The following is a 24,409-nucleotide window of genomic DNA, read 5'->3' as shown; positions in this document are numbered from 1 at the left end:
TTAATTATTTTTGGCATTTCACATTTGCTTCACAGCTAATTGCCACTTAGTTGACAACTAAGCAGGCAAGCTAACCCTAGGATTTAACAAAGGGTTTGAATATGAAAAACAGTAAATGGGTAAGTGTAATATTAAGTGTTGGGGCGCTGGATGCAGTAGCACAGGTAGCGCCTCAAGATACAGGTAAAATATCAGCGACAGTAGAAGTTGAAAAAATTGAAGTCATATCTACTCGACCTCAAGGTATTCATATTTCCTCAGATCAAATAACCACCATGCCGGGGGGATTTGGCGATCCTCTTAAAGCATTAGATGCACTGCCTGGAGTGGTGTTGGCATTGCCGTCAAGTGGCGGGCCTATTGCGCAACCTGCCATTCGCGGGAGTTCCCCAGGTGATAATCAATACGAAAGTGACTTTTTGCCAGTTGGGTATGTATTTCATCGGGAAGGGTTAAGTGTGTTTAATCCCGAGTTGATTGAAACCTTTGATTTGTATACCTCTAGTTGGTCTGGGCAATACAATGATTCTATTGGCGGGGTGATTAAAACCCAATTACGGGATCCCTCATTCGAGCAAACCAATCTTATTCTAGATTTGAGTCAAATTCGATCTGGGCTGTTAATTGAATCGCCTATCTCTGAAAACATCGCATTTTATGCATCCTATCGAGAATCTTTAGTGCATCACTTTATTGATGACATTACCGAAGATGAAGACTTTGTGTTTTCAACGCCCCCCAGAAACCACGATTATCAAGCAAAGTTGGTGTGGGATATTAACTCAAATAATACCCTAAGATTAGTTGCCACGGGAGCCGAAGATATTGCTCGAATTGAGTTTAAACCTGGCTCACGAGAAGTACAAAGAAACCCAGATTTAGCCAGTGGCGAAGGCTTTACTTCAAAATACGATAATGTGGGGGTGTTACTAGAAAACCAGTCAGGATTAGGTGACACCATCTTGGCGCTGAATATATTGGATACCGAAGTAGACATAGGTGAAGGAATAGTGGAACAAAGTGTGTCACAAAATACAGAATCCTTATTCAAATGGAAAACAGTCACAGATCTATCTTTTGGGCAATTAGGGTTAGGTGAATTGAGTTGGGGAGGGCATTATCGCCAGCAGTCCTTGAAGCATACCAACAGGAGTCGGTTGGTGACTTGTGTTGCAGAATTTTCAACTTGCCAATCGAGTGCGCTATTTCCAATTGTAGAAGATAAAGTGGATTTGGACGTGACCTCCATGGCGGTTTTCTCTGATTGGGCCGTGCCACTTTCTAAACATTGGGATGCTACCTTTACCTTAGCAGTCAGTCGAGATGACTTTACCGACCAAACTCAAATAGAACCAAGGGTGGCGGCTAGCTATCAGTTAGCGGCAGATCAACGTTTACGTTTATCTGCCGGACAATACCATCAATGGTTTCGTGATACTGATTTGTTGAGTCCGGTATTTGGTAATCCCGAACTTTCCTTAAGCGAAGCCACTATGGCTGGCATCGCCTATGAGCAATCTTTGCAAGGCGGTTGGGATTGGAAACTGGATCTGTACTACAAAACGCTAAAGAATTTGCCTATTCCCTTATCTTTACAAACACAAAACCCTGAGGATGTAGGTTTTAGTGACAAAGGTGAGGGCGAAGCGGTAGGCGCAGAGTTGTTTATTAATAAGTCTTTGGTGGATAATTGGTATGGATGGTTTTCATTGGCTTACACAAAATCCGAACGTAAAAATGGCGCTAATGACCAAGTCATCAATTACGAGTTTGATATTCCTGTAATAGCCAACTTAGTCGCTAAATATCAATGGAACGACAACTGGCACTTTGGGATCAAGTGGACTTATCGAAGTGGTAGGCGCTACACCGATATAATAGGTGCGACACCGGTTTATTCAGATGCTGATGATCCAGCTAACGTTTCTGATGAACCTATATTTTATCAGCCTACCTACGGTGAATTTAATGCATTAAGACGTTCAGCAGGACATAGAATTGACGTGCGAGTGGACTATTATACAAATGTATTTGGTGTGCCAGTTAATGCCTATTTAGATATCTTGAACTTGTTAGGAAATGAACGTTTACAAGAAGAAGAGTGGAACGCGGATTACAGTGATTTTATTCCTGATTATGAATTCCCTGATGAGATGTTTCCCGGATTAGGTGTGTCGATTCGTTTTTAAAACAGCTCTAGTATCTAAAACCAATGTTTTAGGTTAAATTGTAAGGCTGGTTTCCATTATGATTACTTGAAGGAAACTAGCTTTATTCATTTAATTCATTTGGTTTGTATATGCTGTCTATTCCCGCCGAAACTTTAAATTATTTACTCATGCCAATTGTTTCATCGCAGATGTTGCTCACTGTGATCATTTATATTTCAGTGGTGCGTAAGCGTATTGGTAGCGAATACCTTTTATATAATTGTTTTCTAGCCAGTTTAGTTTTCTTTTTGTTGGGCCGAAGTGCACAAAGTTACTTAATGCCGGATATTGCAGCTTGGGTTTTATATGGCCGAGTGTCTTTTCTGTTTACTCTAGGTATGCCGGCATTACTCATTGCAGCATGTAAAAGCAGTGGACAGTTGATAAGTCGCTCTTGGTATTGGTTACCTGTGGTATCGGGTTTGTTATTTTCTATTGTTTATGTAGTACTTGAAGAATTGTTTCAGCGCCATTTGTTTATTCCAGATACTTTTCAATTGAATTGGCCTGAATTATTCGGCAGAAAACATTCTCATATAGTTCAGTCACTAGCTGCTATGGTGTTAGCTGTGTTGCCCTGTAGCTATTTATTGATCAAAGAGTTACAGCATAAAACTAACCCACACCTCATATGGTTTATAGCTGGTGGTTGGATTTACGGAGTATTATTTGTATATGGCTCATTATTTACCGAAAATTATTGGGTGTATTATCTAGGTTCTATTGTCACTGCACTATGCTGGGCCTTTGCTGTATATAGAGATTTACAAGGTTTAAAAAGTAAAGCTATGTTATTGCAAGAAGAGCTCTTGTATTTAGTTAAAGGTGGTGGTGCTGACCTAGGCTCAGAAATTGAAAAGTTACTGGTTAATTTAGAAACTATTTCCAATGGCAATCTGGCGGTATACAAAATTAGGATCAGAGAAATCTTAGATAGGTTAACTGATTCCAGTATTGAAGCGGGTGGAGATATAGACAGTTTAGTTGTTCGTAACAGCCAACACAGCCAAGCCATTGAAAATAGCTCAGACAGTCAGCTCATTCGGCAAATTGCTCAACAAGAAGTGTTGCAGTTATCTAACATGATCCAAACCATGCCAGCCAAACGAGCAACAGATATGGTAGAAAGTGCCAAATCTTATATTCAATCACACTATCAAGAAGATATTGATATCGATAAGTTAGCCGCACAACTCAATATCAGTCGGGCGTATTTGATGCGTACTTTTAAACAGCAGTCTGGACAAACCATTAATCAATATTTGACCGAGTGGCGAATCGAATTAGCTAAACAAATTCTATTGAGTCAGTCTGTAACCGATACAGCCTTTGCCGTGGGATATAATAATTCTAATTATTTCAGTACAGTGTTTAAAAAAATCACTGGAAAATCTCCAATTGTGTATAAAGAAGAACTCTCTAACTAATTGAATATATTGACTTAAATTTCATGTCACTATTTTATAGGTGAGTTTGTCATTATATTAAAGGTGACCTAACAAGGCATTAGCTAAACTTAACTTAGATTTTTAATAACAATAAAGTATCTAATGTCTACTCATCAAACCAACACTTTTCCAAGGCTATTTTTAGCTATATTTAGCAGTGTATTAATTAGCTCAAACGCATTTTCTCATGCTCACGGGCCGTCTCATAAAAATTCTCTTCAAAACGCAGAATATAAACTGTCGGCAAAATGGAGCGACTTAGCTGACGGCTCTCATGCTGTGGGGAATTCTCACGGTGAAATTGACGTAGCAAAAAGCGGCGATGTGTATGTGAGCATTATGGGTGAAAAAGGTGGTGTTCAGATTTATTCGCCACAAGGTGAATATAAAAGTAATGTGCCTAATGCTCCTAAAGATTTACATGGTTTTGTTATTCATCTAGATGCAGATGGGCAGGAGTATATCTATGCTGCGCAATTAGATAAGAAGCGTATTATCAAAATGCACTTAAATGGCGTAAAAGTGTTAGATATTGACGCGACTCAAGTGATCCCAACTAAGTTTCATAATCCAAACAAAGACCGTAATGCATTGAGTTTAACTGCGGCAGATGTAGATCAAGATGGCAACATATACGTGGTAGACGGTTACAGTCGAGATTTTATTCATAAGTTGAACCCCAAAGGTGAATACATTGCGAGCTTTGGCGGCAAAGACGCTCCTTACAACTTTAATAATTGTCATAAAATCTCTATCGACCCGCGCTTTAAACCAAACCGAATTTTATGCACCGACCGCAACAATGCTCGTTTAGTGCACATGCAATTAGATGGCAGTTTAATCGGAACTTTTGCTGATGATTTACGCCGTCCTAGTGCCGTAGACTTTTATGGTGACAAGATAGTAGTGGCCGAAATTAAAGGCCGAGTCAGTGTATTAGATAAACAAGGTAAAGTCTTAGTCGCCTTGGGTACCAATGAGGTGGCTAACGAAATCAGTACTAATAAAGTGTCACCAGAAAAATGGCGTGAAGGTGTGTTTACCAGCCCACATGGCATTACTTTTGACCATCAAGGTAATATTTACATTACCGAATGGAACAAATGGGGCCGTATTCTTCGATTTGATTTAACTCATTAAACTGTTAATTCAGTGATTAATCTAGGTAAGTTAAGAATATGAAAGCCTTTAAAGTTGCAGTGATGCTAGCGCTAGCTGGTCTGAGTGTTGTGGCATATCAAAGTGTTAATACTCAAGCTGATCCAGACCAAGTGATAACTATTTCATTTAATAAAGACATTCGCCCCATACTCAATGAAAATTGCACAGGGTGTCACGGTGGGGTGGGTAAGCAGTCGGGTGTGTCTTTTATTTATAGAGAAGAAGCCTTAGGCCGAGGCCACTCGGGACGGTTAACTGTGGTGCCAGGTGATCCAGATGCTTCTGGGCTTATTGAACGTATTGAATCTAAAGATCCAAATATTCGTATGCCCTATAAAGCCCCGCCTTTAAAGCCTGAGCAAATTGCGTTACTTAGACAGTGGATCGAAGAAGGAGCTGAGTGGGAAGAACATTGGGCTTTTGAAAAACCTACAGCTCAAGCTATTCCTCAGTCAATTGATGAGAGTAAGGTCAATAACGAAATAGATCTATTCATTCAACAAAGCCTGCACGAACAACGATTGACACCAGCTGATAAGGCCGAGAAAGGAGTTTTGTTAAGACGTCTATCGTTAGATCTTACCGGTTTACCTCCCACCCTTGATGAACTCAATGCATTCTTAAACGATGAAAGTCCTGAAGCTTACAATAAACAAGTTGATCGATTGTTAGCATCAAAACACTTTGGCGAACGTTGGGCTAGTATGTGGTTAGATTTAGCTCGCTATGCAGATACTAAAGGGTATACCTGGGATAAATATCGAGATACTTGGCCTTATCGAGATTGGGTTATCGATGCGTTTAACCAAAATAAACCTTATAACGACTTTGTGATTGAACAGTTGGCAGGTGATTTATTACCTAACCGTACTGTCGATAATATGATAGCTACGGCATTTCATCGACAAACCACCTCAAACGACGAAGGTGGAACTGACGATGAAGAGTTTAGGACTGTGTCTATTTTGGATCGAGTGTCTACCACATGGTCAGTATTAAATGGCGTTACCATGAATTGTGTGCAGTGCCACGCTCATCCTTACGATCCTATTGAACATGAAGAGTTTTATAGCTTCTACAGTTTCTTAAACACCACGCAGGACTCGGATAAATCGAATGATGTTCCACATCTTAAATATGCGGTTGATCCAACAAAACGTCAGCAGGCTTTTGATATTCAAGAGCAACTTATTCAGATAAAAGAAAATATCGCTTATCAAGCTGTAAAGCTGAATGACCAAGTGGATTGGGAAAAACTGGACATAGAAAGTGGAAAAATCGATGAGCTTACTGCGCTAATCAAAAATAGAGATTATATCCAAAAGCAGATTGATCAGGCTGACGACAAAAAGTCTTGGAAATACGGCCAATGGCAACTTAAAGTTAAACGTTTGAATGAAGATATTGCTGCGATTCAAGACCAGCCACTAGCAATACTCGGTATCAAAAACGGTGAAGTTTACGAAACCAGTGAAGGATTAGCTGCCAGTGCCATATACAAGCTTAAGGTAAACAGCCAGTTAAAAAACATTTCGGCTCTTCAGTTTTTAGTCGCTGGGCTGGATCCTGAGATTGCACCTCATACTCCTGAAGCCGGCTATAAAGTGAATGAAATTAAGGTGTGGCATGTTAAACCTGATGGTAGCGAGCAACCCATATCTTTTGCAGGCATAGTGGTAGGTAATACTGAAGTACTGGATGGGCAACTCTCTAAATTGTTCAGCCTTCATAAACAAAGAGAAAAACAAGGACTGAAACCGAATCAACCTTTGGCAGAGGGAGATTCTATGGGGTCGGCTATCGCATTATCTGCTAGCCATTTGTTTAATCCTCGTTGGTCAGTGGCTGTGTTGGCTGAGCCTATCGCCTTAGAAAATGGAGACTATTTAAAGGTAGATGTTCACCGCCTTGATCAAAAAGTACGGCATTTAGCAATATCGGCAACGACTAATAATGATTGGCTTAAGTTAACCGCAGATCCAGATCGCTTAGCCAATATCAATCGATACACCGAGCTTAAGCCTCAACTTTCAAATATCGCCAGCATAGATGTGCCTGTTATGTATCAACAAGATAGTTGGGACCAAAGAGGCACGGCTTTATTTGGCCGAGGTAATTTCTTAGCCAAAGAAGGCGAATTATTAGAGCCGGCTACGCCCAAGTTATTCCCAGCCTTTGAACCAGACTCCTCAGTGGATCGCTTAGCCATGGCTAAATGGTTTTTTAAAGAAGATCAGCCTTTAACCGCTAGAGTTGCAGTTAATAGATTTTGGCATACCTTGTTTGGTCGGGGCATAGTGGAGACACTGGAAGATTTTGGCAGTATAGGTGAAAAGCCCTCTCATCCAGAGCTATTGGATTGGTTAGCGATTCAATTTCAACAGGATTTGCAATGGGATATGAAGCAACTGATACGCCTGTTAGTGACGAGTCACACTTACCAACAAAAGTCTAAAATAACCGAGCAACTACAAGAGCAAGATCCGAATAATGTTTGGTTGGCTCGTGGCCCTATGCAGCGTTTAACCGCAGAAATGGTGCGAGATCAAGCCTTGTTAGTGAGTGGGTTACTGACCACTAAAATGCATGGTAAGCCAGTAATGCCTCCTCAACCTGACAATGTTTGGGGTCGTAAAGGCGTAAAAATAAAGGACTGGAAAACAGCCAAAGGCGAAGACAGATATCGAAGAGCTGTCTACACCTTTATTAAACGTCAATACGCCTATCCTAGCTTTGAAACCTTTGACATGGAGTCGAGAGAGTTAAGTCACGCCCGTCGTATTCCCACCAATACACCATTACAGGCGTTAGTTACCCTAAATGATCCGGTATATCACGAAGCAGCACAGTCACTAGCTGAACTAATGCTTGAAGTTTATAAAGTCTCTCCTAGTCAGAATAAACAAGCTGCTATTAGGCACGGTTATCAGCTGGTACTAAGTCAAATGCCAGACGAAGATACCCTGAACATTCTTTCTGAGGCATTGGATATGGCTTATGCCGAAGTAGAGCAAGGTGATGACAAAAACGCTTGGACAGCAGTTGCCTCTATTTTACTCAATTTAGACAATGCTTTGACGCGTTAACTCGGAGATCAAAATGAATTTATTTAAAAACCAATACGCGAGTCAAGCCGAGATAGAGGCCCTTGAGATAGAAACCTTAAAAGCTAAAACCCGTCGAGAATTTATAAAACAAAGCGGTGCTATGTTAGGAGGCGCGTTTTTATCTTCTATGCTGGCGCCAAATGTTGCGGCTAGTGGCAGTAATCCTTTTGATTACACTCGTCCTTTAGGTCGGCCATTAGCACCACTTGCGCCACCATATCCCGGCAAGGCAAAGCGGGTTATATATATGCATATGGCAGGTGCGCCTAGCCAACTGGAAATGTTTGATTATAAACCTGAGCTTAAAAAGTATGATGGCCAGCTATGCCCAGAGGAGTTTTTAAAAGGCAAACGTTTTGCCTTTATCTCGGGGGTACCTAAATTACTTGGCCCACAATTTCCTTTTAAGCAAGAAGGTGAAAGCGGCGCTTGGATATCAGATCGTTTGCCCCACTTAGCCAAACATGTCGATGATATGTGTTTTATTAAATCTATGCATACGGATCAGTTTAATCATGCTCCTGCTCAAATACTCGCGCTAACGGGGAATGCTCGTCCAGGACACCCTTCTCTTGGGGCGTGGACCACTTACGGATTAGGTACCGCGAATCAGAACTTACCTGGTTTTGTTTCATTAATATCTGGCTCGCGTTCGCCAGATGGCGGCAAGCCGCTTTGGGGCTCTGGTTATTTACCCAGCGCCTATCAAGGGGTGAAGTGTCGATCACAAGGTGATCCTGTTTTGTATTTAAGTAACCCTAAAGGCGTGAACCGTCCTCTTAGGCGTCATGTATTAGATGCCTTAGCCAAATTAAATCAACAAAACTACCAAGAAATGGGTAACCCAGAAACATTGACCCGCATTGCTCAATATGAAATGGCTTATAGGATGCAAGTAGAAGCATCTGATGCATTTGATATTGGCTTAGAAAGTGAAACAACTCTGGCGAATTATGGCGCTGAGGTAGGCAAGAAAAGTTTTGCCAATAATGCCTTAGTAGCAAGACGGCTGGCCGAGTCAGGTGTGCGTTTTATTCAATTATTCGATTGGGACTGGGACGGCCATGGTACCAACGATACCGAGAATGTCAGTCATGGCTTGGCTAAAAAATGTAGTCATATTGATAAGCCTATAGCGGCATTGTTATCTGATTTAAAAGATAGAGGCATGTTAGACGATACCTTAGTGATCTGGGGCGGAGAGTTTGGCAGAACGCCCATGCAAGAAAACCGTGGTGGACAGGACAATATTTTACCTGGACGTGATCATCACCCTAATGCATATACTATGTGGTTAGCAGGCGGTGGAGTCAAAGGTGGGTACACTCACGGCGAAACAGATGAAATGGGTTATGACATAGTCAAAGATCCAGTCAGCATCCATGATTTACATGCCACAATTTTGTATTTATTAGGTTTTAATCATCAAAATTTTACTTACCCCTATCAGGGACTAAATCAGCGTTTAACAGGCGTGCATGATGCCCATATTGTGTCTCAGTTGTTGGCTTAATATCCATGGATAAACATTTAGAGCAGAATATGTCTGCGCAAGGCAAACCAGCTGAACATTTAAGCTATCAAGCTACATCCTACATTACCGTTAAACGCTATTTTTTCGGTGTGTTAATACTTAGCTTAATTTGGGGCGTTTTGTTTTTAAAAGGAAAACCAGAATGGCTGCAAGTGGCAGCTGAAAGCCTGCACTTAACTCCAGTATTAAAAGCCCAAACTGACTCTTTTTATGAGCAGCGCATCGACCCCATTTTTGAACAATATTGCGCAGCTTGTCATAACGATAATAAACAAAAAGGTAAACTTAGATTAGATAGTTTTCGACAACTCAACTTCTCTGGGAAAAGTGAGACTAATTTAACTGTAGCCGAAAATAACTTGTTGTTGGAACGTATGAGTTTACCTGCAGAGCATAGATTAGCTATGCCACCTTATGGCAGAGAGCGTCACTCAGATACAGATTTAGCTTTGATAAAATTATGGTTAGATAAAGGTGGCTCTGGACAGTTAACGGAAGTGGATTTCCCTGAAGCGCCACCTAAGGCTAAAAAGATTAGTTTCGAGCCAATTGATTGGCAAGCTATCGAGAAGGCTCGTGCGCCGTTAGCCCAAGAAGTGCAGCATTTACAACAAGAGTACGGTTTTAGTTTGCAATATCAAGCTCGTACATCGGCTGATCTTATACTCAACAGCTTTGTTATTGGAAATAGGTTTAATGATCAATTATTAACTGAGTTTGCTTCGGTCAAATCAAAGTTGGTAGAAGTAAACCTTTATCAGTCAGCTATAAGTGATCTATCCATGCGGTTTTTACTGACTTGTCAGCAATTAAAAGAGCTGAATATTGCAGGTACAAAAATTTCAGCTGAAGGTCTAATACAATTAGTCTCTTTAGCTAGTTTGGAAAAAGTGCTAGTAGATAAAACATTAATCACACCTAGTGTGCAGGCTAAATTCGAACAAGCTTCTATCACTTTAGTAGGCGTAAAATGAGGATGTATTTATGCAAATAAAAGTTTGGGATTTAGCCACGCGATTATTCCATTGGGTTTTGGTGCTGAATATCTTTTTAGCTTGGTACACTATTGAAAATCGCATGATTGAATTACATGAAATCGCTGGGCATAGTCTGTTAGCTTTGTTGGTATTTAGAGTCTTGTGGGGTGTAATTGGCTCATCAACTGCTAGGTTTACTCAGTTTATTAAATATCCCAGAGTGGCAATCCGTTATTTAATTAATTCAGTAAAGTTTAGCACTCCCCATTCTACAGGACATAATCCAGCGGGTGGTTGGATGGTAATAGTGATGTTGGTTATTCTAGGCTTTCAGGTTATATCTGGCATGTTGAGTAATAATGATTTGGGCTTCAGCGGGGCATTATCTGATTATGTGAGTAAAGGTATGTCTGATACTTTTACTCAATTACATAGCTTAAGTTTTGATTTTATTTTGTTCATTGTATGGATCCATTTAGTGGCTGTGTTTTTTTATGTATTGGTTAAAAAAGACAACTTGGTCAAGGCTATGTTTAGTGGCGACAAAAATATAGAGCAAACTTCTCAATCAGAAAAAGTAAAACTAGCGCCGCAATATTTTGCTTTGATTTGTTTGGGCTGTTCAGTCAGTTTGGCTTATTGGTTGTGGGTATGATTATACCAATCCATCTTGATATGTAGTCACTCAGCGAGAGTTTAAAAGGGTTTAATCAAGGCGTATGATTGAAGGAATAGTGGTTCTCTTTCGAGGTCATGCAACACAGAGTAAACCCTTTTAAAACTCGCCTGAAAGGAATGCCCCAGCGGCTTTTGCTTTGCGTTCTCGCTATTTGAAAGGGAACAACCATTACTGCACAGCGACGCCTTAATCAAAATCCGCTGGATGCATTCTGAGTGATCACATATCAAGATGAATTGGTATTAGGATGGGGATATTAATATTCCAGAAATTTAAGTTTAATTATTTGCTTAATTTCCAGTGGATAGTTGATGCCACAAACGGCTATCGTTTAAAGGTGTTTTAGTTGGTAAGTAAGGATTGATCAAATTAAATATTCTGCGCTTATCTAGTTGTGATTTTTTAATATATTCCCCAAAATACTGATTAAATATTTTTTGGAATGAACCATCGTTAATTGCGATATTTAAACCTTTAAATACGTATTCATGTAAATCTGTTTTGTCATTTCGTACAAAGAAATAAACAGGCTCTGGATAATGAAGAGCGATATAAGGATCGACGGCTAATCCAGATGTCTCTGCTAACTCAGTTTCCCACCATATTTCTAGAATTGACCTAGGAACATAGTCAATTCGATTGATACGTAACATATCGAAAAGTGCAGGTGATGTGCTGGCTAACATTAGTTTTAATCGATTAAAATTTAGGATCTTAGTGTCAACCCAGTCTCTTCCTTGACCACTATAAAATTGACTTAAATCTGCTAAATTATGTGTATTAGCAAATAAATCCTGATTTGTTTTGTTGATGAAAGCAATGCGCAAGCCTAACAGCCCTCTATATAAGGGGATCCTAATAGGCTTAAGTGCAGACTCTCTTTCTTCGCTTGTAGTGAGCCAATGAATATCGTAAACCCCTTGCTTGATTAAAGATTGGCTGCGGCTTTGAGCTAAACTCGGAATATTGACGAATTCAATTTTGTAGTTGATGCCAGTCTTGTCTAATGCAAGTTTCAACACATCCACAAAGTAGTTCGATTGATTTTGATAGAGATTGGTATCTATTACTTTAGGGTATTTAATGATGTGATATTTTTTATTTTCAGAAGCAATTACTGCAGGTGAGATAACGATCCAAGCTGCGCTGAATATCATCAGACTGAGCCAAGCTTTGATTTTGGTTACATTAATCAATATACCATTCCATATTTTTTAATAGGCTAAACACCATTATTAAGAAAACTTAACCAATTATTACTATAGCCTAAAGGATTAATTAACCTTTTGTAAAATTTACAAAATACAATACTTGGAGGTCTTTAATTACAGACGTATTTTGTGAGTTATCAAGTTTTTTATCTTTCAAATTTATTGTAACTATATGAATTAAATAGTAAACCTAATATTTGGTGAAATGTGGAATGGTCTGTGCATTATTAAATTAGTAACAATGGCTGTAGTTATTAGATGTGACTATCAAAGCAACTGTTCAGAACCTAGATCTAACTATTCCCTTCGTAATTTGACAGGAGATATCAATGCAAAACACCAACAATTTAAATAAAACTCTTATTGTTACAAGCCTAATCGGGCTTATTTTAACTGGCTGTGGCTCTACCATGAATAATACCCAAAAAGGCGCAGGTATTGGTGCCGTCATTGGCGCAATAGCGGGCAAAGGAACAGGTGACCACGATAAAAAGCGTTATGTTTGGGGGGCCGCGTTGGGGGCAATTGCTGGTACAGCAATTGGTTCGTACATGGATAAGCAAGAAGAAGCGTTTCGAGAAGAGTTAGCCGGCAGTGGTATTGAAGTGTATCGAGAAGGAGACAGTATCAGGCTTTCCATTCCAGGTAATATTACCTTTGGAACTGGGAGTTCTTCTATCGTGACCGGTTTCTACCCGGTCCTTAATGATGTGGTTAAAGTACTTAATCGTTACGAAAAAACTAAATTGAGCATTGAAGGTCACACTGACTCGCAAGGTGATGAGCAATATAATCAGAATTTATCTATTTTGCGGGCAAACAGTGTTGCCAATTATCTACAGTCTACTGCTGTTTTGCCAGCTAGATTACAAACCCTAGGTTTTGGTGAATCTCAACCTGTGGCCAGCAATGATACAGTGGAAGGTCGATCGAAAAATCGCCGTGTGGAGCTTAGAATTATCCCACTAGAAGCATAACTCGTTGGTTTTCAGTGTAGGTGATTTGAATTAAGGCCATGTACCATGGCCTTGGTAAACTTTACTCTAGACTTTCAATCCACTGCTTAAGCAATTCTATATATTCCTTGTGTTCTAAATTGCGTCCCACTGGTGGCATCCTGTCTTCAGGGTTAGTACTTTTATCCCGAATGTACAAAATTGAGTTATCAGCATTTTTTGGCTCGACCACATAAGGATTGGTTAAGCCATAGTCATGTAAATAATCTCTTTGATTGGCGAGTTCCCCATTAATAATGCCTTGTTCTGCGAGTGGTGTGGCATATCTGGCATCCCATTGGGAGGCAATACCTTGTGGTCCATGGCAAGAAGCGCAGTTGATATCCCAATAGGAACGCATTCTGTGTTCAAGGCTTTTACTACTGTCACTGAGGCTCGCGTGAGCCGGGTAGTTAGCAATATCTACCGCCGAAAATCCAGCTTCGAACAAGCCTAGATTATTCCAAGTTAATAACTGATTGGCTGTTATTTCTGACTCGTAAGTGTATTTACCATTTAAGGCTGCGGTTTTAATACCTAATACTCCCTCGGCTTCTTCATTGTGGCAGGTTAAACAGTCGGTTGGGCTAGGATAGGTCCAAGTTTGTATTTCGCTGCCTGAAGCTGTGATGATGTCTATGTCTTCATTTAGTGCGTCTTTGAGAAGCTCAGCATCTGAGTTATCGTCTCGCCATTTGTAGGTTACGCCATATAACAAACCGTTTTCTCGAATAACGATTAAGCGGGTTTCTAAACGATCCAGCTGGCTAGGGTCGTTCGAATCAGTAGGTAATGCAAAATGTTTGACTAACACAGTTCCTGCTGGCCATTGCCATTTGTCTTGTTCTGCCCATTGGATTTTTTCACCAGACGGGATAGACGCCCAGCGCAGTTTTTCTGCTCTATCTGACCATAAACTGGTTATCGGCGCGTAGGGGATCAGGCTAGGTGCTGGGCTTAAGTCTGCTACGTTAATAAATGCGCCAGTTTCAGATAACAATTGAGGCACGTTACTAAAGTCGTCATTGGCCATAGCTGGCATGTCCAAATAAGGTTTGGCATTGGGCCGACATTCAATTGCATTGCCATTGCCTGTGTCACAGGTTTCAGCCTTAGAAATTCCAAACTCAGTGGCAGCGGTTATGTCGTCACTAGCAGCCGACAAGTTTAGATCTGAATTTACCATCAGGTATTTAGCATTCTCTTTGGCTTGTATTGAAAAAGAGCCGTTTTCGTTTTGCACAATTAAAAATAGCGATTGATCAGTGTTAGCTGAAGGGGTAAATACTAGAACACCATCACTGTTGACTTCTAGAAACTGGTTATCAAATTGTGACCTTAGTCTGACGTAGCCGTCTGTATCTTCTTCAACAATAAAAGTTTGCTGTATGTTGGCATATTCAAAGTTAGCCGTTAGTGCATTGGTATCGGTGCTTTGACCTAGGTATTGGCCGTTTTCAGAAGAGAAAAGCAGTATTTGTGCTTGGCTGGTAAATAGTGGTTTGGGCGTTACTCTAATTCCGCTAATTAACGGGTTTTCTATCACAGCTTCAAAATCTATATTCAGTAAACCATCGGTTATTTCTACCGAGAAGGTTTGGTCATAGGCAGTGTTTATGCCAGTTGTCGCCACTAGATCAAGATTAGAGATTACACTTTGATCTTCTATTACTACATTAAATGTGCGCATGCCTACTTGGGTTTGATAGGTTTCTGCAAATTGTAGAGTGATATTGTATTGCCCATTTCGAATTGGTAATGCATAAGACAATGTGCCACTTTGCCAATGGTGGGTTTGGTAAATAGTGTCGTCTTGAGTAGCTGAAATTGTACTATTACTGCTAGCTTGATTGCCTCCGCCATAAAAATTGTCAGCTTGATATTCAGTACCATCTATGGCTGTGTAATTATTTCCGCCAGCATTAATCGCGTAACTTGTTATGGATGGATCGTTAGGGAGGGGCCCTTCAGCGTCTTCGTGGGTATAATTTACTTCTACTAATAAACCAGCGTCATTGGGCTTACCACAACAATTACCGCCAAAAGAAATCAAATATAAACGGTTATTATGGGGAGATATTTTGCCGTCTATTATGCCCGCCATCACAGAGGTGTTTAACCAACTATTTAAAGCAGGACTGTCATCGCTAATATCGGCTTCAAACATGCGGTCGTTGTTAAAGTTCCAATATAAAAGTTTGCCGTGGAAATAACTCGGAAGTTTTTGTTTGTCTAACACACCTGGATCGTATCGATAGACATCTGCCACCATTAAAGCTCTATGACTCAAACTTACCCATGCTGGTGTGGCATCGGGTAGTTCAGTTGCGCCAGAATTGTTAGGTGAATCATTTATCACATTATTAGTAATATACTTAGCGCCGGAAGATCGAGTGGCAAAGTTGTAGTCGTTATAGGCTTGATTATTACCAATAAAATAAGGCCAACCGAAGTTGCCAGCGACTGAAGTTTTGTTTAATTCGTCTAAACCTGACGGGCCTCGGTCAGGATTGGAGCTACCTGCGTCTGGGCCAATGTCTGCCCAAACTAAACTATCGTCGGCAGAATCAATGGCAATACGATAAGGATTACGGTTGCCCATGACATAAATTTCACCTCTATGCTGTGAGTCTTCGGCAAATAAGTTGTCATCAGGAATGGTATAACTGCCATCAGACGTAGGGCGAATACGTAATATCTTGCCTCTTAAATCATTGGTGTTAGAAGACGATTTTTGTGCATCCCAAGCACTTCTACCTGCTTGTTCATCGATTGGCGCATACCCTTCTGAAGCAAATGGATTAGTATTGTCGCCAGTGGCGATGTACAAGTTTTTCTGACTGTCAAAAGCCATAGAGCCGCCAGTGTGGCAACATTGTGATAACTGTACAGGGTAAGTTAGCAATACACTTTCATTGTCTAAATCTAAGGAGTGATCATTATTGATAGGGATGCGCGTCACTTGATGTTGAGCAAGGCTAGGGTGAGTGTAATGAAAATAGGCCAGTCGGTTTTCAGTAAAACCTGGATCAAGTGCAAAACCTATTAGCCCCCCTTCATGTATTTCATTAACCTCGATGCTTGAGGTCTCAGTTAAGGTGTTGTCTACTATGGCATAAAACTGGCCCGTGCGGCCAATCACGTATATTTCACCTTGCTCGGAGATATCTAATTCTTGGGGTTGATTGATAGAGCTAGCTAACACATCAGTGCTAAATTGACTTTGAGTAGGTGCTGCCCCAGTCCATTCTGGAGCGGCTAAAGTCAGGCGACCTGCCCATGCAAGTCCTCCCTCTACATGTTGGATAAAACTTTGTTCAGAATAGGAAGCGTTTGTGTGTCCTAAACCAGAATAAAAAGAGCGGCCTTGTCCGATAGTGTTGTACCAAGCTATGGGGTGATCACCCATGGCATCATTGCCTGCTGAATAACTGGTTTCGTCTAAAGACAAGAGCACATTGACGTTTGTACGGGGATTTTCTTGAAAATTATACCACTCGTCAGTGCGTTGCCACTCTTCGGCTAAATGATGTGTAGCTAGGTGATTGTGGTCGTCTATGCTTAATTTAGCATCTTGAATATGGGGGTGGGACTTAAAATAAGCTCCGACTAAATCGCCATACCAAGGCCATGAATATTCTGTATCACTAGCGGCATGTAAGCCGAAATAACCGCCTCCTTGTTCAATATAAGTTTCAAATGCCGTTTGTTGCTCTGCATTAAGTACATCTCCTGTGGTGTTTAACCAAACGACTACCGCATATTGGTCTAAATTTGTGCTGGTAAATAGCTCTGCATCTTCGGTTAATGTGACTTGCCAATTATGTTTTATGGCAAGCTCTGCTAATAAAGTTTGCCCTGCACTAATAGAATCATGCCTAAATCCAGCGGTTTTTGAAAACACTAATATCTTGTTTGACCTAGGTTCTGGCTCTGGAGTTGGTTCAGGCTCAGGCTCAGGTTCGGGCTCTGGTTCAGGAGTGGGTTCTGGCTCTGGTGTTGGATCTGGTGTGGGTGTCGGTTCAGGCGCAGGGACAGGCGGTGTATGTGTTGGGGTATCTCCACCACCGCCTCCACAGGCGGTGCTTAAGGTCAATATAAGAACTAAATAAAAAACACAAGTACGCATAATAAACGATCTTTAATGTATAATATTTGTAAATATATCGTTAACGTTCTAAAGGGTAAAATTTAATATTTATTATTAGATTTACTTTATTCGCTTATTTTTAAGCTTTATGTTTCCCTAGTTGTTTTTTTGAGCTGTTGACTGCTTTTTATCAACTTTCCGAATTCACGGTCTTTTTGATGAGACTCAGCCAAACTCATAGTGTTTCTGGTTTGTTCATTTAGCATTTTCTGATAATTAACTAATCTACGTTCGTCTAGTGTGCCCGCTACTATCGCAGCTTGTACCGCACATTTAGGCTCTAGTTGATGTTGGCAGTCACTAAATTTACACTTTAATGCCAGTTGCTGAATGTCATCAAATACCGCTTTTACGCCTTCTTCACAGTCAGTTAACTGTAATTCACGCATGCCAGGGCAATCTAAAATTAGCCCTCCACTTTGGGTGAAAAATAAAGCTCTTGCTGTGGTTGTATGCCTACCTTTGCTGTCATCTTCTCGTATCGGGGCGGTCTTTTCTTCCGTTGCACAAAGGGTGTTGGTGAGTGTGGTTTTACCTACACCAGATGAACCTAATAACACGCAGGTTTGGCCTGTTTTATACCAATCTAATAATGGTTTACATGACTCTGGATCGAGTGCATTGACTAACACTACCATTAGATGAGGCTGAAGATCATTGAGTTGATCTAAGTACGCATATTGCTGCTCTTGATCTACCAAGTCAGATTTAGTCAGTACTAATACAGCTTCGGTTTGTGCTTCTTTGGCTAAAGCTAAATAGCGTTCGATCCGCGAAAGGTTAAAGTCTTGATTGCAAGAGCTAACAATAAAGGCGGTATCAATATTAGCTGCTATAAGTTGCGCACTTATTGAGCCTGGTGCTTTACGTTGAAAAAAGCTAGCTCGCTCTAAAATTCGTATTGTTTGATCTGTTTGGTGTGACTCTGATGTTTGCGAAAATAAAATCCAATCGCCAACCGTACATTCGGTTAACTCTGGATGTTCAGCTAATGAGATAGATTTTTCAACATTTTCGCCCCACACAAGGAGCCGATTACGAAATACTTGCACCACTCTAAATGGTGCGCAATTTTCTAATTCATCCAAATTAAGTTGTTGATTAAAATAAGGTTTCCAGCCTAGTTGGCTAAGTGAATATTGTTTTTCAGACATGATAAATCCTGCTGTCATATTAATTAATTGGTATCAAAACCAAATCAAATAGGCATACGCCCTATAGACAACGGGTAGGAAAAATCCTAGTGCTTAAAGAGTCGCTACCCGTTGGGTATTTTTAGGGTGGGTAATTACAAACATCAAATGTCTCCTTAATTTGTTTCAAAAATATTAATCTAGAGGCAAAATAACAGGCTAGTTGCACCATGTAAAGCATCAAAAAATAGGAAATAGATATGCACATAGTATGTTCTCAATGTTTTGCGACGAATCGGGTTCCATCAGAAAAACAACTAATTGAGGCTAAATGTGGAAAGTGTAAACAGCTCGTTTATTCAAATAAACCAGTGGTGTTAGGCAGTAACAATTTTTATGCTTATATTGAGCGTAATCATCCGCCTGTGATAGTGGATTTTTGGGCAAGCTGGTGCGGGCCCTGCCAAACTATGGCTCCGGTATTTGAAAAAGTAGCGGGGCAATCTGAGGGGATCTTGTTTGCTAAACTAAATACTGAACATGCCCAGCAGATTTCCGCTGATGCAGGGATCCGCAGTATTCCAACCCTGATCTTTTTTCACCAAGGAAATGAGATTGATAGAGTATCTGGTGGTTTAGCTGAATCTCAACTTAAAAGCTGGATCATGCAATGTCTACAAAAGGTAAAATGAGTGAGCTTTTATTTATCAGCCAAATCAACTCAAAAAGGATTTGAAAAATGACACCAGCCATTAATTTACTTAAAAAGTTAAAAATAGAGCATAAAGTACATAGTTATGAGCATGATGAAAGTTACGATTCATATGGATTAGAAGCTGCAGATAAACTTAATGTACAAGCGCAGAGGGTGTTTAAAACCTTAGTCGTTAAACTGGACTCTGGGGCACTTGCGGTTGCTATTTTGCCAGTGGATAAAAAGTTGAGTATGAAATTGGTGGCTAAAGCCTTGTCAGCCAAGAAGGCAGAAATGGCTGATAAGTTAGAGGTGCAACGATCCACTGGATATGTGTTAGGCGGCGTTAGCCCCTTAGGACAAAAAAAGCGCTTAAAAACTGTTGTTGATGATTCTGCTAGTGAATTACCCAGCATTTTTGTAAGTGCAGGTAAACGAGGCTTAGAAATTGAACTAAGTTGCCAAGATTTAACATCAGCTACTCAAGGAATTTCGGCCAGTATTACAGTGAGGTAAAAAGTCATGTGCGGGCGATTAAATGTAATAGACGATCCAGCGGTTCGAGAGCTTTGTGAAGCCTTGGGCATTAAATTGTATCCGCAGGACGATAGTTCTGTGGCACAACAAGTTATGTTGTTTAATCGTTTTACTCGGGTGGCCAATCAGGTCTCGATTATTCGTGAAGTATGCGGCCAACGACAATTAGACCAAGCTATTTGGTGGTTATTGTTAGAGCCAACTGAATCTAGCTTTAAAGCGTCTAAATGGACAAGTTTTAACACTCGCTACGATAAATTAAATGTACCTGGCAGTGCAGGGTTTAGAGCTTTTCGCCATTCGAGATGTATTGTACCGGTGAAGGGGTTTGGTGAAACTCAAGGTAAGGGTGCGCAAGCTGTCTATACTGATTTTACTGCAGAATTTGGGGCTTTAGCTTTAGGTGGATTGTGCCGAGAATGGCGACATGAAAAAACAGGAGAGTGTGTTCTTTCTTGTTCTATTATTACCTTGCCTCCACATCCAAAATTATTTAATTATCATCAAAAATCCTCACCGCTTATGTTAAGGCAAGACGATGACACTATGCATATGTGGTTGGATCCTTCGCTGTCAGATGTTTCTGTGTTTAACGATTTAATGAGCCCACACTTACCCCATAATTTAATTGCCCAACAAATTGACAAACCTGCTTCCTTTCAAGGGGTAAAATTACCTGAGTTAATTTTGGCAGATTGAGCACTTCTCATAGCCAAATTGTTTATTCCCTAGTAAAGTGAATTGTTGTTTATATATAACATTTAATTCACATTAGGGGTGAAGTATGAAATTAGAATCACTTGCGTTACATCATGGGTACACGTCGGAAGAAACCACCAAAGCAGCGGCTGTTCCCATCTACCAAACCACTTCGTTTACTTTTGACGATACTCAGCACGGAGCTGATTTATTCGATTTAAAAGTACCAGGTAATATTTATACTAGGATCATGAATCCTACTACAGATGTGCTCGAGCAAAGAGTCGCTGCTATGGAAGGTGGACTGGCCGCATTAGCCGTAGCTTCTGGTATGGCAGCAATTACTTATGCTTTGCAGTGTATTTGTGATGTTGGTTCGAATGTTGTGAGTACTAGTCAGCTTTATGGTGGCACATACAATTTATTAGCGCATACCCTGCCTAAACAAGGAATTGAGGCCAGAATGGTGTCTGCTGATGATTTAGCTGGGTTCGAAAAAGCCATAGATGACAATACTCGGGCGATATTTTGTGAGTCTATTGGCAACCCAGCTGGCAATATTGTGGATATTGCGGCACTAGCCGAGATCGCTAATAAACATGGTGTGCCGCTGATTGTTGATAATACAGTGGCTACACCATACTTGTGTCGTCCGTTTGAGCTTGGTGCTCACATAGTCGTGCATTCTTTAACCAAATATATTGGCGGTCACGGTACAAGTATTGGTGGCATGATAGTGGATTCTGGAAAGTTTGACTGGGTGGCTAATAAAGCGCGTTTTCCAATGATGAATGAACCCGACCCTTCATACCATGGCGTGGTATATACCGAAGCATTGGGTGAAGCTGCATTTATCGGTCGCTGCCGCGTGGTGCCGTTACGAAACACTGGCGCAGCCTTAGCTCCTCACAGTGCATTCTTGATTTTACAAGGTTTGGAGACTTTAGGCTTAAGAATGGAGCGTCATTGTGAAAATGCTGAAAAATTAGCTGCATTTTTACAAAACCACCCTAAAGTTAATTGGGTCAATTATGCTGCTTTAGCTGATAGCCCGTTTAATGCAGTGTGTCAAAAAACAACGGGTGGTAAAGCCTCGGGTATTTTAAGTTTTGGGGTTAAAGGTGGAATTGAAGGTGGCGGTCAGTTTATTGATGCGCTACAAATGATTTTGCGTTTGGTGAATATTGGTGATGCTAAATCACTTGCTTGTCATCCTGCATCTACTACTCATAGGCAATTAAATGAAGATGAGTTAGCCAAAGCTGGGGTGAGCACAGATCTAGTTAGGATCTCGGTTGGCATTGAAAACATTGAAGATATTATTGCCGACGTAAGCCAAGCCTTAGATAAAGTTTCCTAGTAATTTATTCAATTTGTTCTATATAAGATAAACCCCTTAATCATTTAAGGGGTTAATGTGTATAAATAATCAATCCAACTAAGATACCTTGATTGACATCAATATACACAGAAACTTAATACTAGGACGGAGTTCAGTCATTGTCTAAAATAGCCAATCCCTTCACTCAAAGAATTATCTATTTTGTTATTTTTGTTAGTGTTCTAATTCATATTTCAACTTTATATTTGGGGCAAAGTTTATACGCCAACTTTTATTGGGAGAACATTCCATTTCACAGCGCGGTTGAAGTAGCCGGTTCGTTTATTGCTTTCTTTGTGGCATATCTTTTAGTGGTGTTAGAGCGCAAAAATCAAGGCACTAGTTTCAATATTCCAATTGCCTGCGCTATGGTGGGTATGGGGGTGCTTGACGGTATGCATGCTTTGGTGTTGCCGGGCCAAGTATTTGTTTGGTTACATTCAACCGCTACTTTTCTTGGTGGACTGTTATTTAGCTTAATTTTCCTGCCAATAAAAATACAAAAAAAGTTGTCCAGCAAAACACCGTTTAAGGTATTTATTGTTTCATTTTTTTTCTGTCTTGTATCTTTGTATTTCCCAGAAATTCTTCCCGTTATGCTAAACCAAAATGGCTTTAGTTTAGTGGCTGAATTACTCAATATTATTGGCGGTGTATTGTTATTAATCGTGGCCGTAAAGTTATTTTTGACCTTTAGACGCTCTCAAAAAACCGATGATTTATTATTTGTTTTACATTGCAGTATGTTTGGTTTGGCAGCCATTATGTTTGAACAATCTACATTATGGGATTTACCTTGGTGGGGTTGGCATGTTTTGCGTCTTGTTGCATACGGGGTTGCACTTTGGTTCGCGCTATCGAGTGATTTAATCTCACAGGTGTTAAGTATTAAAAGAGAAAATAGCTTAGACATTCAAATTAAGGAGCGTGATTCACAATTACAATCCTTGCAAAACTCTATAGAAAATAAGGAGATACACTTAGGTACTATTTTAAACAGTTTAAATGATGCTGTGGTGATCACTAACGGTAAGGGAAAGTTGTCTTTATTTAATCTTGCAGCAGAAAAAATGTTTGGGTATTCACAACAACAAATTATTGGTCAATCTGTTGAACAATTAATGCCCTCAGATGCTGCAGCTCATCACGCTGGGTACATGGCTAATTATTCTGCCAACAAAGGCACCCACCTTATGGGGAAGAACCGGCAATTAATGGCTAAGCGAAATGATCAAAGTGTATTTCCTGTCGAAATCACTATTACCCCTATGTTTATTAAAAACGAAAAACATATTGTGGGATTGATTAGAGACATTACCCAACGTAAGCAATATGAACAGGACTTGCAACAAGCTAAATTGGATGCTGAACAAGCTAGCAAAATTAAGAGCCTTTTTTTGGCTAATATGAGCCACGAAATAAGAACTCCAATGAATGGTATTTTTGGCACCTTACAATTATTGCAAAACGAACCTCTCTCAGACAAAGCTTATGAGTTATTAGAAAATGCCAAATATTCATGTAAAAACTTATCCACTATTATCAATGATATTTTGGACTTCTCTAAAATTGAAGCAGGCAAGTTAGAAATACAAACAGCAAACTTTAATTTAGCAAAACTACTACAAAATTTGTCTTCTGATTTGTTACCGACTGCACTCAAAAAAGGTATTGATTTTGAAATTAGTAATCAGCTAAAGCATGATCTATGGATAGGTGATAGTGTTCGAGTCAGTCAAATATTATTAAACCTCATATCTAACGCCATTAAATTTACCCAACAAGGAAAAGTCATAGTTTGTTTATCTCAAAATCAGTCTGACAATCCAAATGAGCCGATAATAATTGAGGTGGTTGACACGGGAATTGGCATGGATGAAGAAGGTTTAGCTTCTCTTTTTGCTAAGTTTAAACAAGCTGATGGCTCAATTACTAGAAAATTTGGCGGTACTGGTTTAGGTATGTCTATTACCCAGTCTTTAATTCATATGATGCAAGGGGAAATTTTTGTCAAAAGCCAAATTGGTGAGGGAACTGAAGTTAAGGTAGTGCTACCTCTGGCAAAAGATCATAATGAGCTAATTGAAAAAGACGCCGATGCTCCGAGTGTTTTGCCAAAAAACTATGCTAATAAACATATATTGATTGCAGAAGATAATGAGATTAATCAACTAGTGATTCAAGCAATGTTGGAATCAACTAACGTAAAGCTCACTATTGTGCCAAATGGCAAAGACGCCGTTAAACAAGCCTTATTGCAACAACCTGATTTGATCTTAATGGATATTCAAATGCCTGTGATGGATGGAATAAACGCCTGTAAAGCAATTCTTGCAGAATTAGATTCAATACCCATTATTGCATTAACTGCTAATGTTATGTCTGAGGATATTGCTACTTACAAACAATCTGGTTTTATTACTTATCTAGCTAAACCTATAGAAATAGACAACTTGATGACATTATTAGAGCAATACCTTTAATTGTATAGGC

General features: G+C 40.0%; 16 protein-coding genes. 13 read left to right on the top strand and 3 right to left on the bottom strand.

The annotated features are described in order from the left end of the window. Positions 1-101: 101 nt before the first annotated feature. From L0668_RS07135 to L0668_RS07105, 7 genes are all read left to right on the top strand, one after another. The gene (locus L0668_RS07135; protein WP_235311406.1) at positions 102-2,189 is read left to right on the top strand and encodes a TonB-dependent receptor plug domain-containing protein; all 2,088 of its coding nucleotides are present in this window, start codon (positions 102-104) and stop codon (positions 2,187-2,189) included. Positions 2,190-2,299: 110 nt separating this feature from the next. Then, positions 2,300-3,637, top strand: a complete 1,338-nt coding sequence (locus tag L0668_RS07130) for a helix-turn-helix transcriptional regulator (RefSeq protein ID WP_235311405.1) — start codon at positions 2,300-2,302, stop codon at positions 3,635-3,637. Between the two features lie 123 nt (positions 3,638-3,760). After that, complete coding sequence (locus tag L0668_RS07125; protein ID WP_235311404.1) at positions 3,761-4,798, top strand: NHL repeat-containing protein; 1,038 nt, start codon at positions 3,761-3,763, stop codon at positions 4,796-4,798. Between the two features lie 38 nt (positions 4,799-4,836). Continuing rightward, positions 4,837-7,905 (top strand): DUF1553 domain-containing protein, encoded by a 3,069-nt coding sequence (locus tag L0668_RS07120; RefSeq protein ID WP_235311403.1) that lies wholly within the window; start codon positions 4,837-4,839, stop codon positions 7,903-7,905. 13 nt (positions 7,906-7,918) lie between these two features. Next, positions 7,919-9,439: a DUF1501 domain-containing protein gene (locus tag L0668_RS07115; protein ID WP_235311402.1), complete on the top strand. Its 1,521-nt coding sequence runs from the start codon at positions 7,919-7,921 to the stop codon at positions 9,437-9,439. Positions 9,440-9,444: 5 nt separating this feature from the next. After that, positions 9,445-10,434, top strand: coding sequence for a c-type cytochrome domain-containing protein (locus L0668_RS07110; protein ID WP_235311401.1), 990 nt, complete (start codon positions 9,445-9,447; stop codon positions 10,432-10,434). A 10-nt stretch (positions 10,435-10,444) separates the two neighbouring features. Next, positions 10,445-11,092 carry a cytochrome b/b6 domain-containing protein gene (locus L0668_RS07105; protein WP_235311400.1) on the top strand — a complete coding sequence of 216 codons (648 nt, stop codon included), beginning with the start codon at positions 10,445-10,447 and terminating at the stop codon, positions 11,090-11,092. Positions 11,093-11,406: 314 nt separating this feature from the next. On the opposite strand, the gene L0668_RS07100 is transcribed toward L0668_RS07105, so the two are convergent. Next, complete coding sequence (locus L0668_RS07100; protein ID WP_235311399.1) at positions 11,407-12,312, bottom strand: substrate-binding periplasmic protein; 906 nt, start codon at positions 12,310-12,312, stop codon at positions 11,407-11,409. Between the two features lie 344 nt (positions 12,313-12,656). On the opposite strand from L0668_RS07100, the gene L0668_RS07095 reads away from it, so the two are divergent. After that, complete coding sequence (locus tag L0668_RS07095) at positions 12,657-13,304, top strand: YiaD family glycine zipper/OmpA-like lipoprotein (protein ID WP_235311398.1); 648 nt, start codon at positions 12,657-12,659, stop codon at positions 13,302-13,304. A gap of 61 nt (positions 13,305-13,365) precedes the next feature. On the opposite strand, the gene L0668_RS07090 is transcribed toward L0668_RS07095, so the two are convergent. Both L0668_RS07090 and rsgA read right to left on the bottom strand, forming a co-directional pair. After that, the gene (locus L0668_RS07090) at positions 13,366-17,451 is read right to left on the bottom strand and encodes a ThuA domain-containing protein (RefSeq protein WP_235311397.1); all 4,086 of its coding nucleotides are present in this window, start codon (positions 17,449-17,451) and stop codon (positions 13,366-13,368) included. A gap of 107 nt (positions 17,452-17,558) precedes the next feature. Next, positions 17,559-18,626, bottom strand: coding sequence for a ribosome small subunit-dependent GTPase A (rsgA, locus tag L0668_RS07085; protein ID WP_235311396.1), 1,068 nt, complete (start codon positions 18,624-18,626; stop codon positions 17,559-17,561). Between the two features lie 239 nt (positions 18,627-18,865). On the opposite strand from rsgA, the gene trxC reads away from it, so the two are divergent. The 5 genes from trxC to L0668_RS07060 all read left to right on the top strand — a co-directional run bounded on the left by trxC (position 18,866) and on the right by L0668_RS07060 (position 24,399). After that, entirely contained in the window at positions 18,866-19,297 is a 432-nt protein-coding gene (gene trxC, locus L0668_RS07080) for a thioredoxin TrxC (RefSeq protein WP_235311395.1), read from the top strand. Positions 19,298-19,344: 47 nt separating this feature from the next. After that, a complete protein-coding gene (gene ybaK, locus L0668_RS07075) occupies positions 19,345-19,815 on the top strand; it encodes a Cys-tRNA(Pro) deacylase (RefSeq protein WP_235311394.1) in 471 nt (156 codons plus the stop codon). A 6-nt stretch (positions 19,816-19,821) separates the two neighbouring features. Continuing rightward, positions 19,822-20,535, top strand: coding sequence for an SOS response-associated peptidase family protein (locus L0668_RS07070; RefSeq protein WP_235311393.1), 714 nt, complete (start codon positions 19,822-19,824; stop codon positions 20,533-20,535). A gap of 85 nt (positions 20,536-20,620) precedes the next feature. After that, positions 20,621-21,895, top strand: a complete 1,275-nt coding sequence (locus L0668_RS07065; RefSeq protein ID WP_235311392.1) for an O-acetylhomoserine aminocarboxypropyltransferase/cysteine synthase family protein — start codon at positions 20,621-20,623, stop codon at positions 21,893-21,895. A gap of 140 nt (positions 21,896-22,035) precedes the next feature. Beyond that, positions 22,036-24,399, top strand: coding sequence for an ATP-binding protein (locus L0668_RS07060; RefSeq protein ID WP_235311391.1), 2,364 nt, complete (start codon positions 22,036-22,038; stop codon positions 24,397-24,399). Positions 24,400-24,409 lie beyond the last annotated feature (10 nt).

The sequence above is a fragment of the Paraglaciecola algarum genome (assembly GCF_021532655.1).
Taxonomy (GTDB): Bacteria; Pseudomonadota; Gammaproteobacteria; order Enterobacterales; family Alteromonadaceae; genus Paraglaciecola; species Paraglaciecola algarum.
The sequence above is the reverse complement of the archived record's forward strand: the minus strand, read 5'-3'. Positions and strand labels throughout refer to the sequence as shown.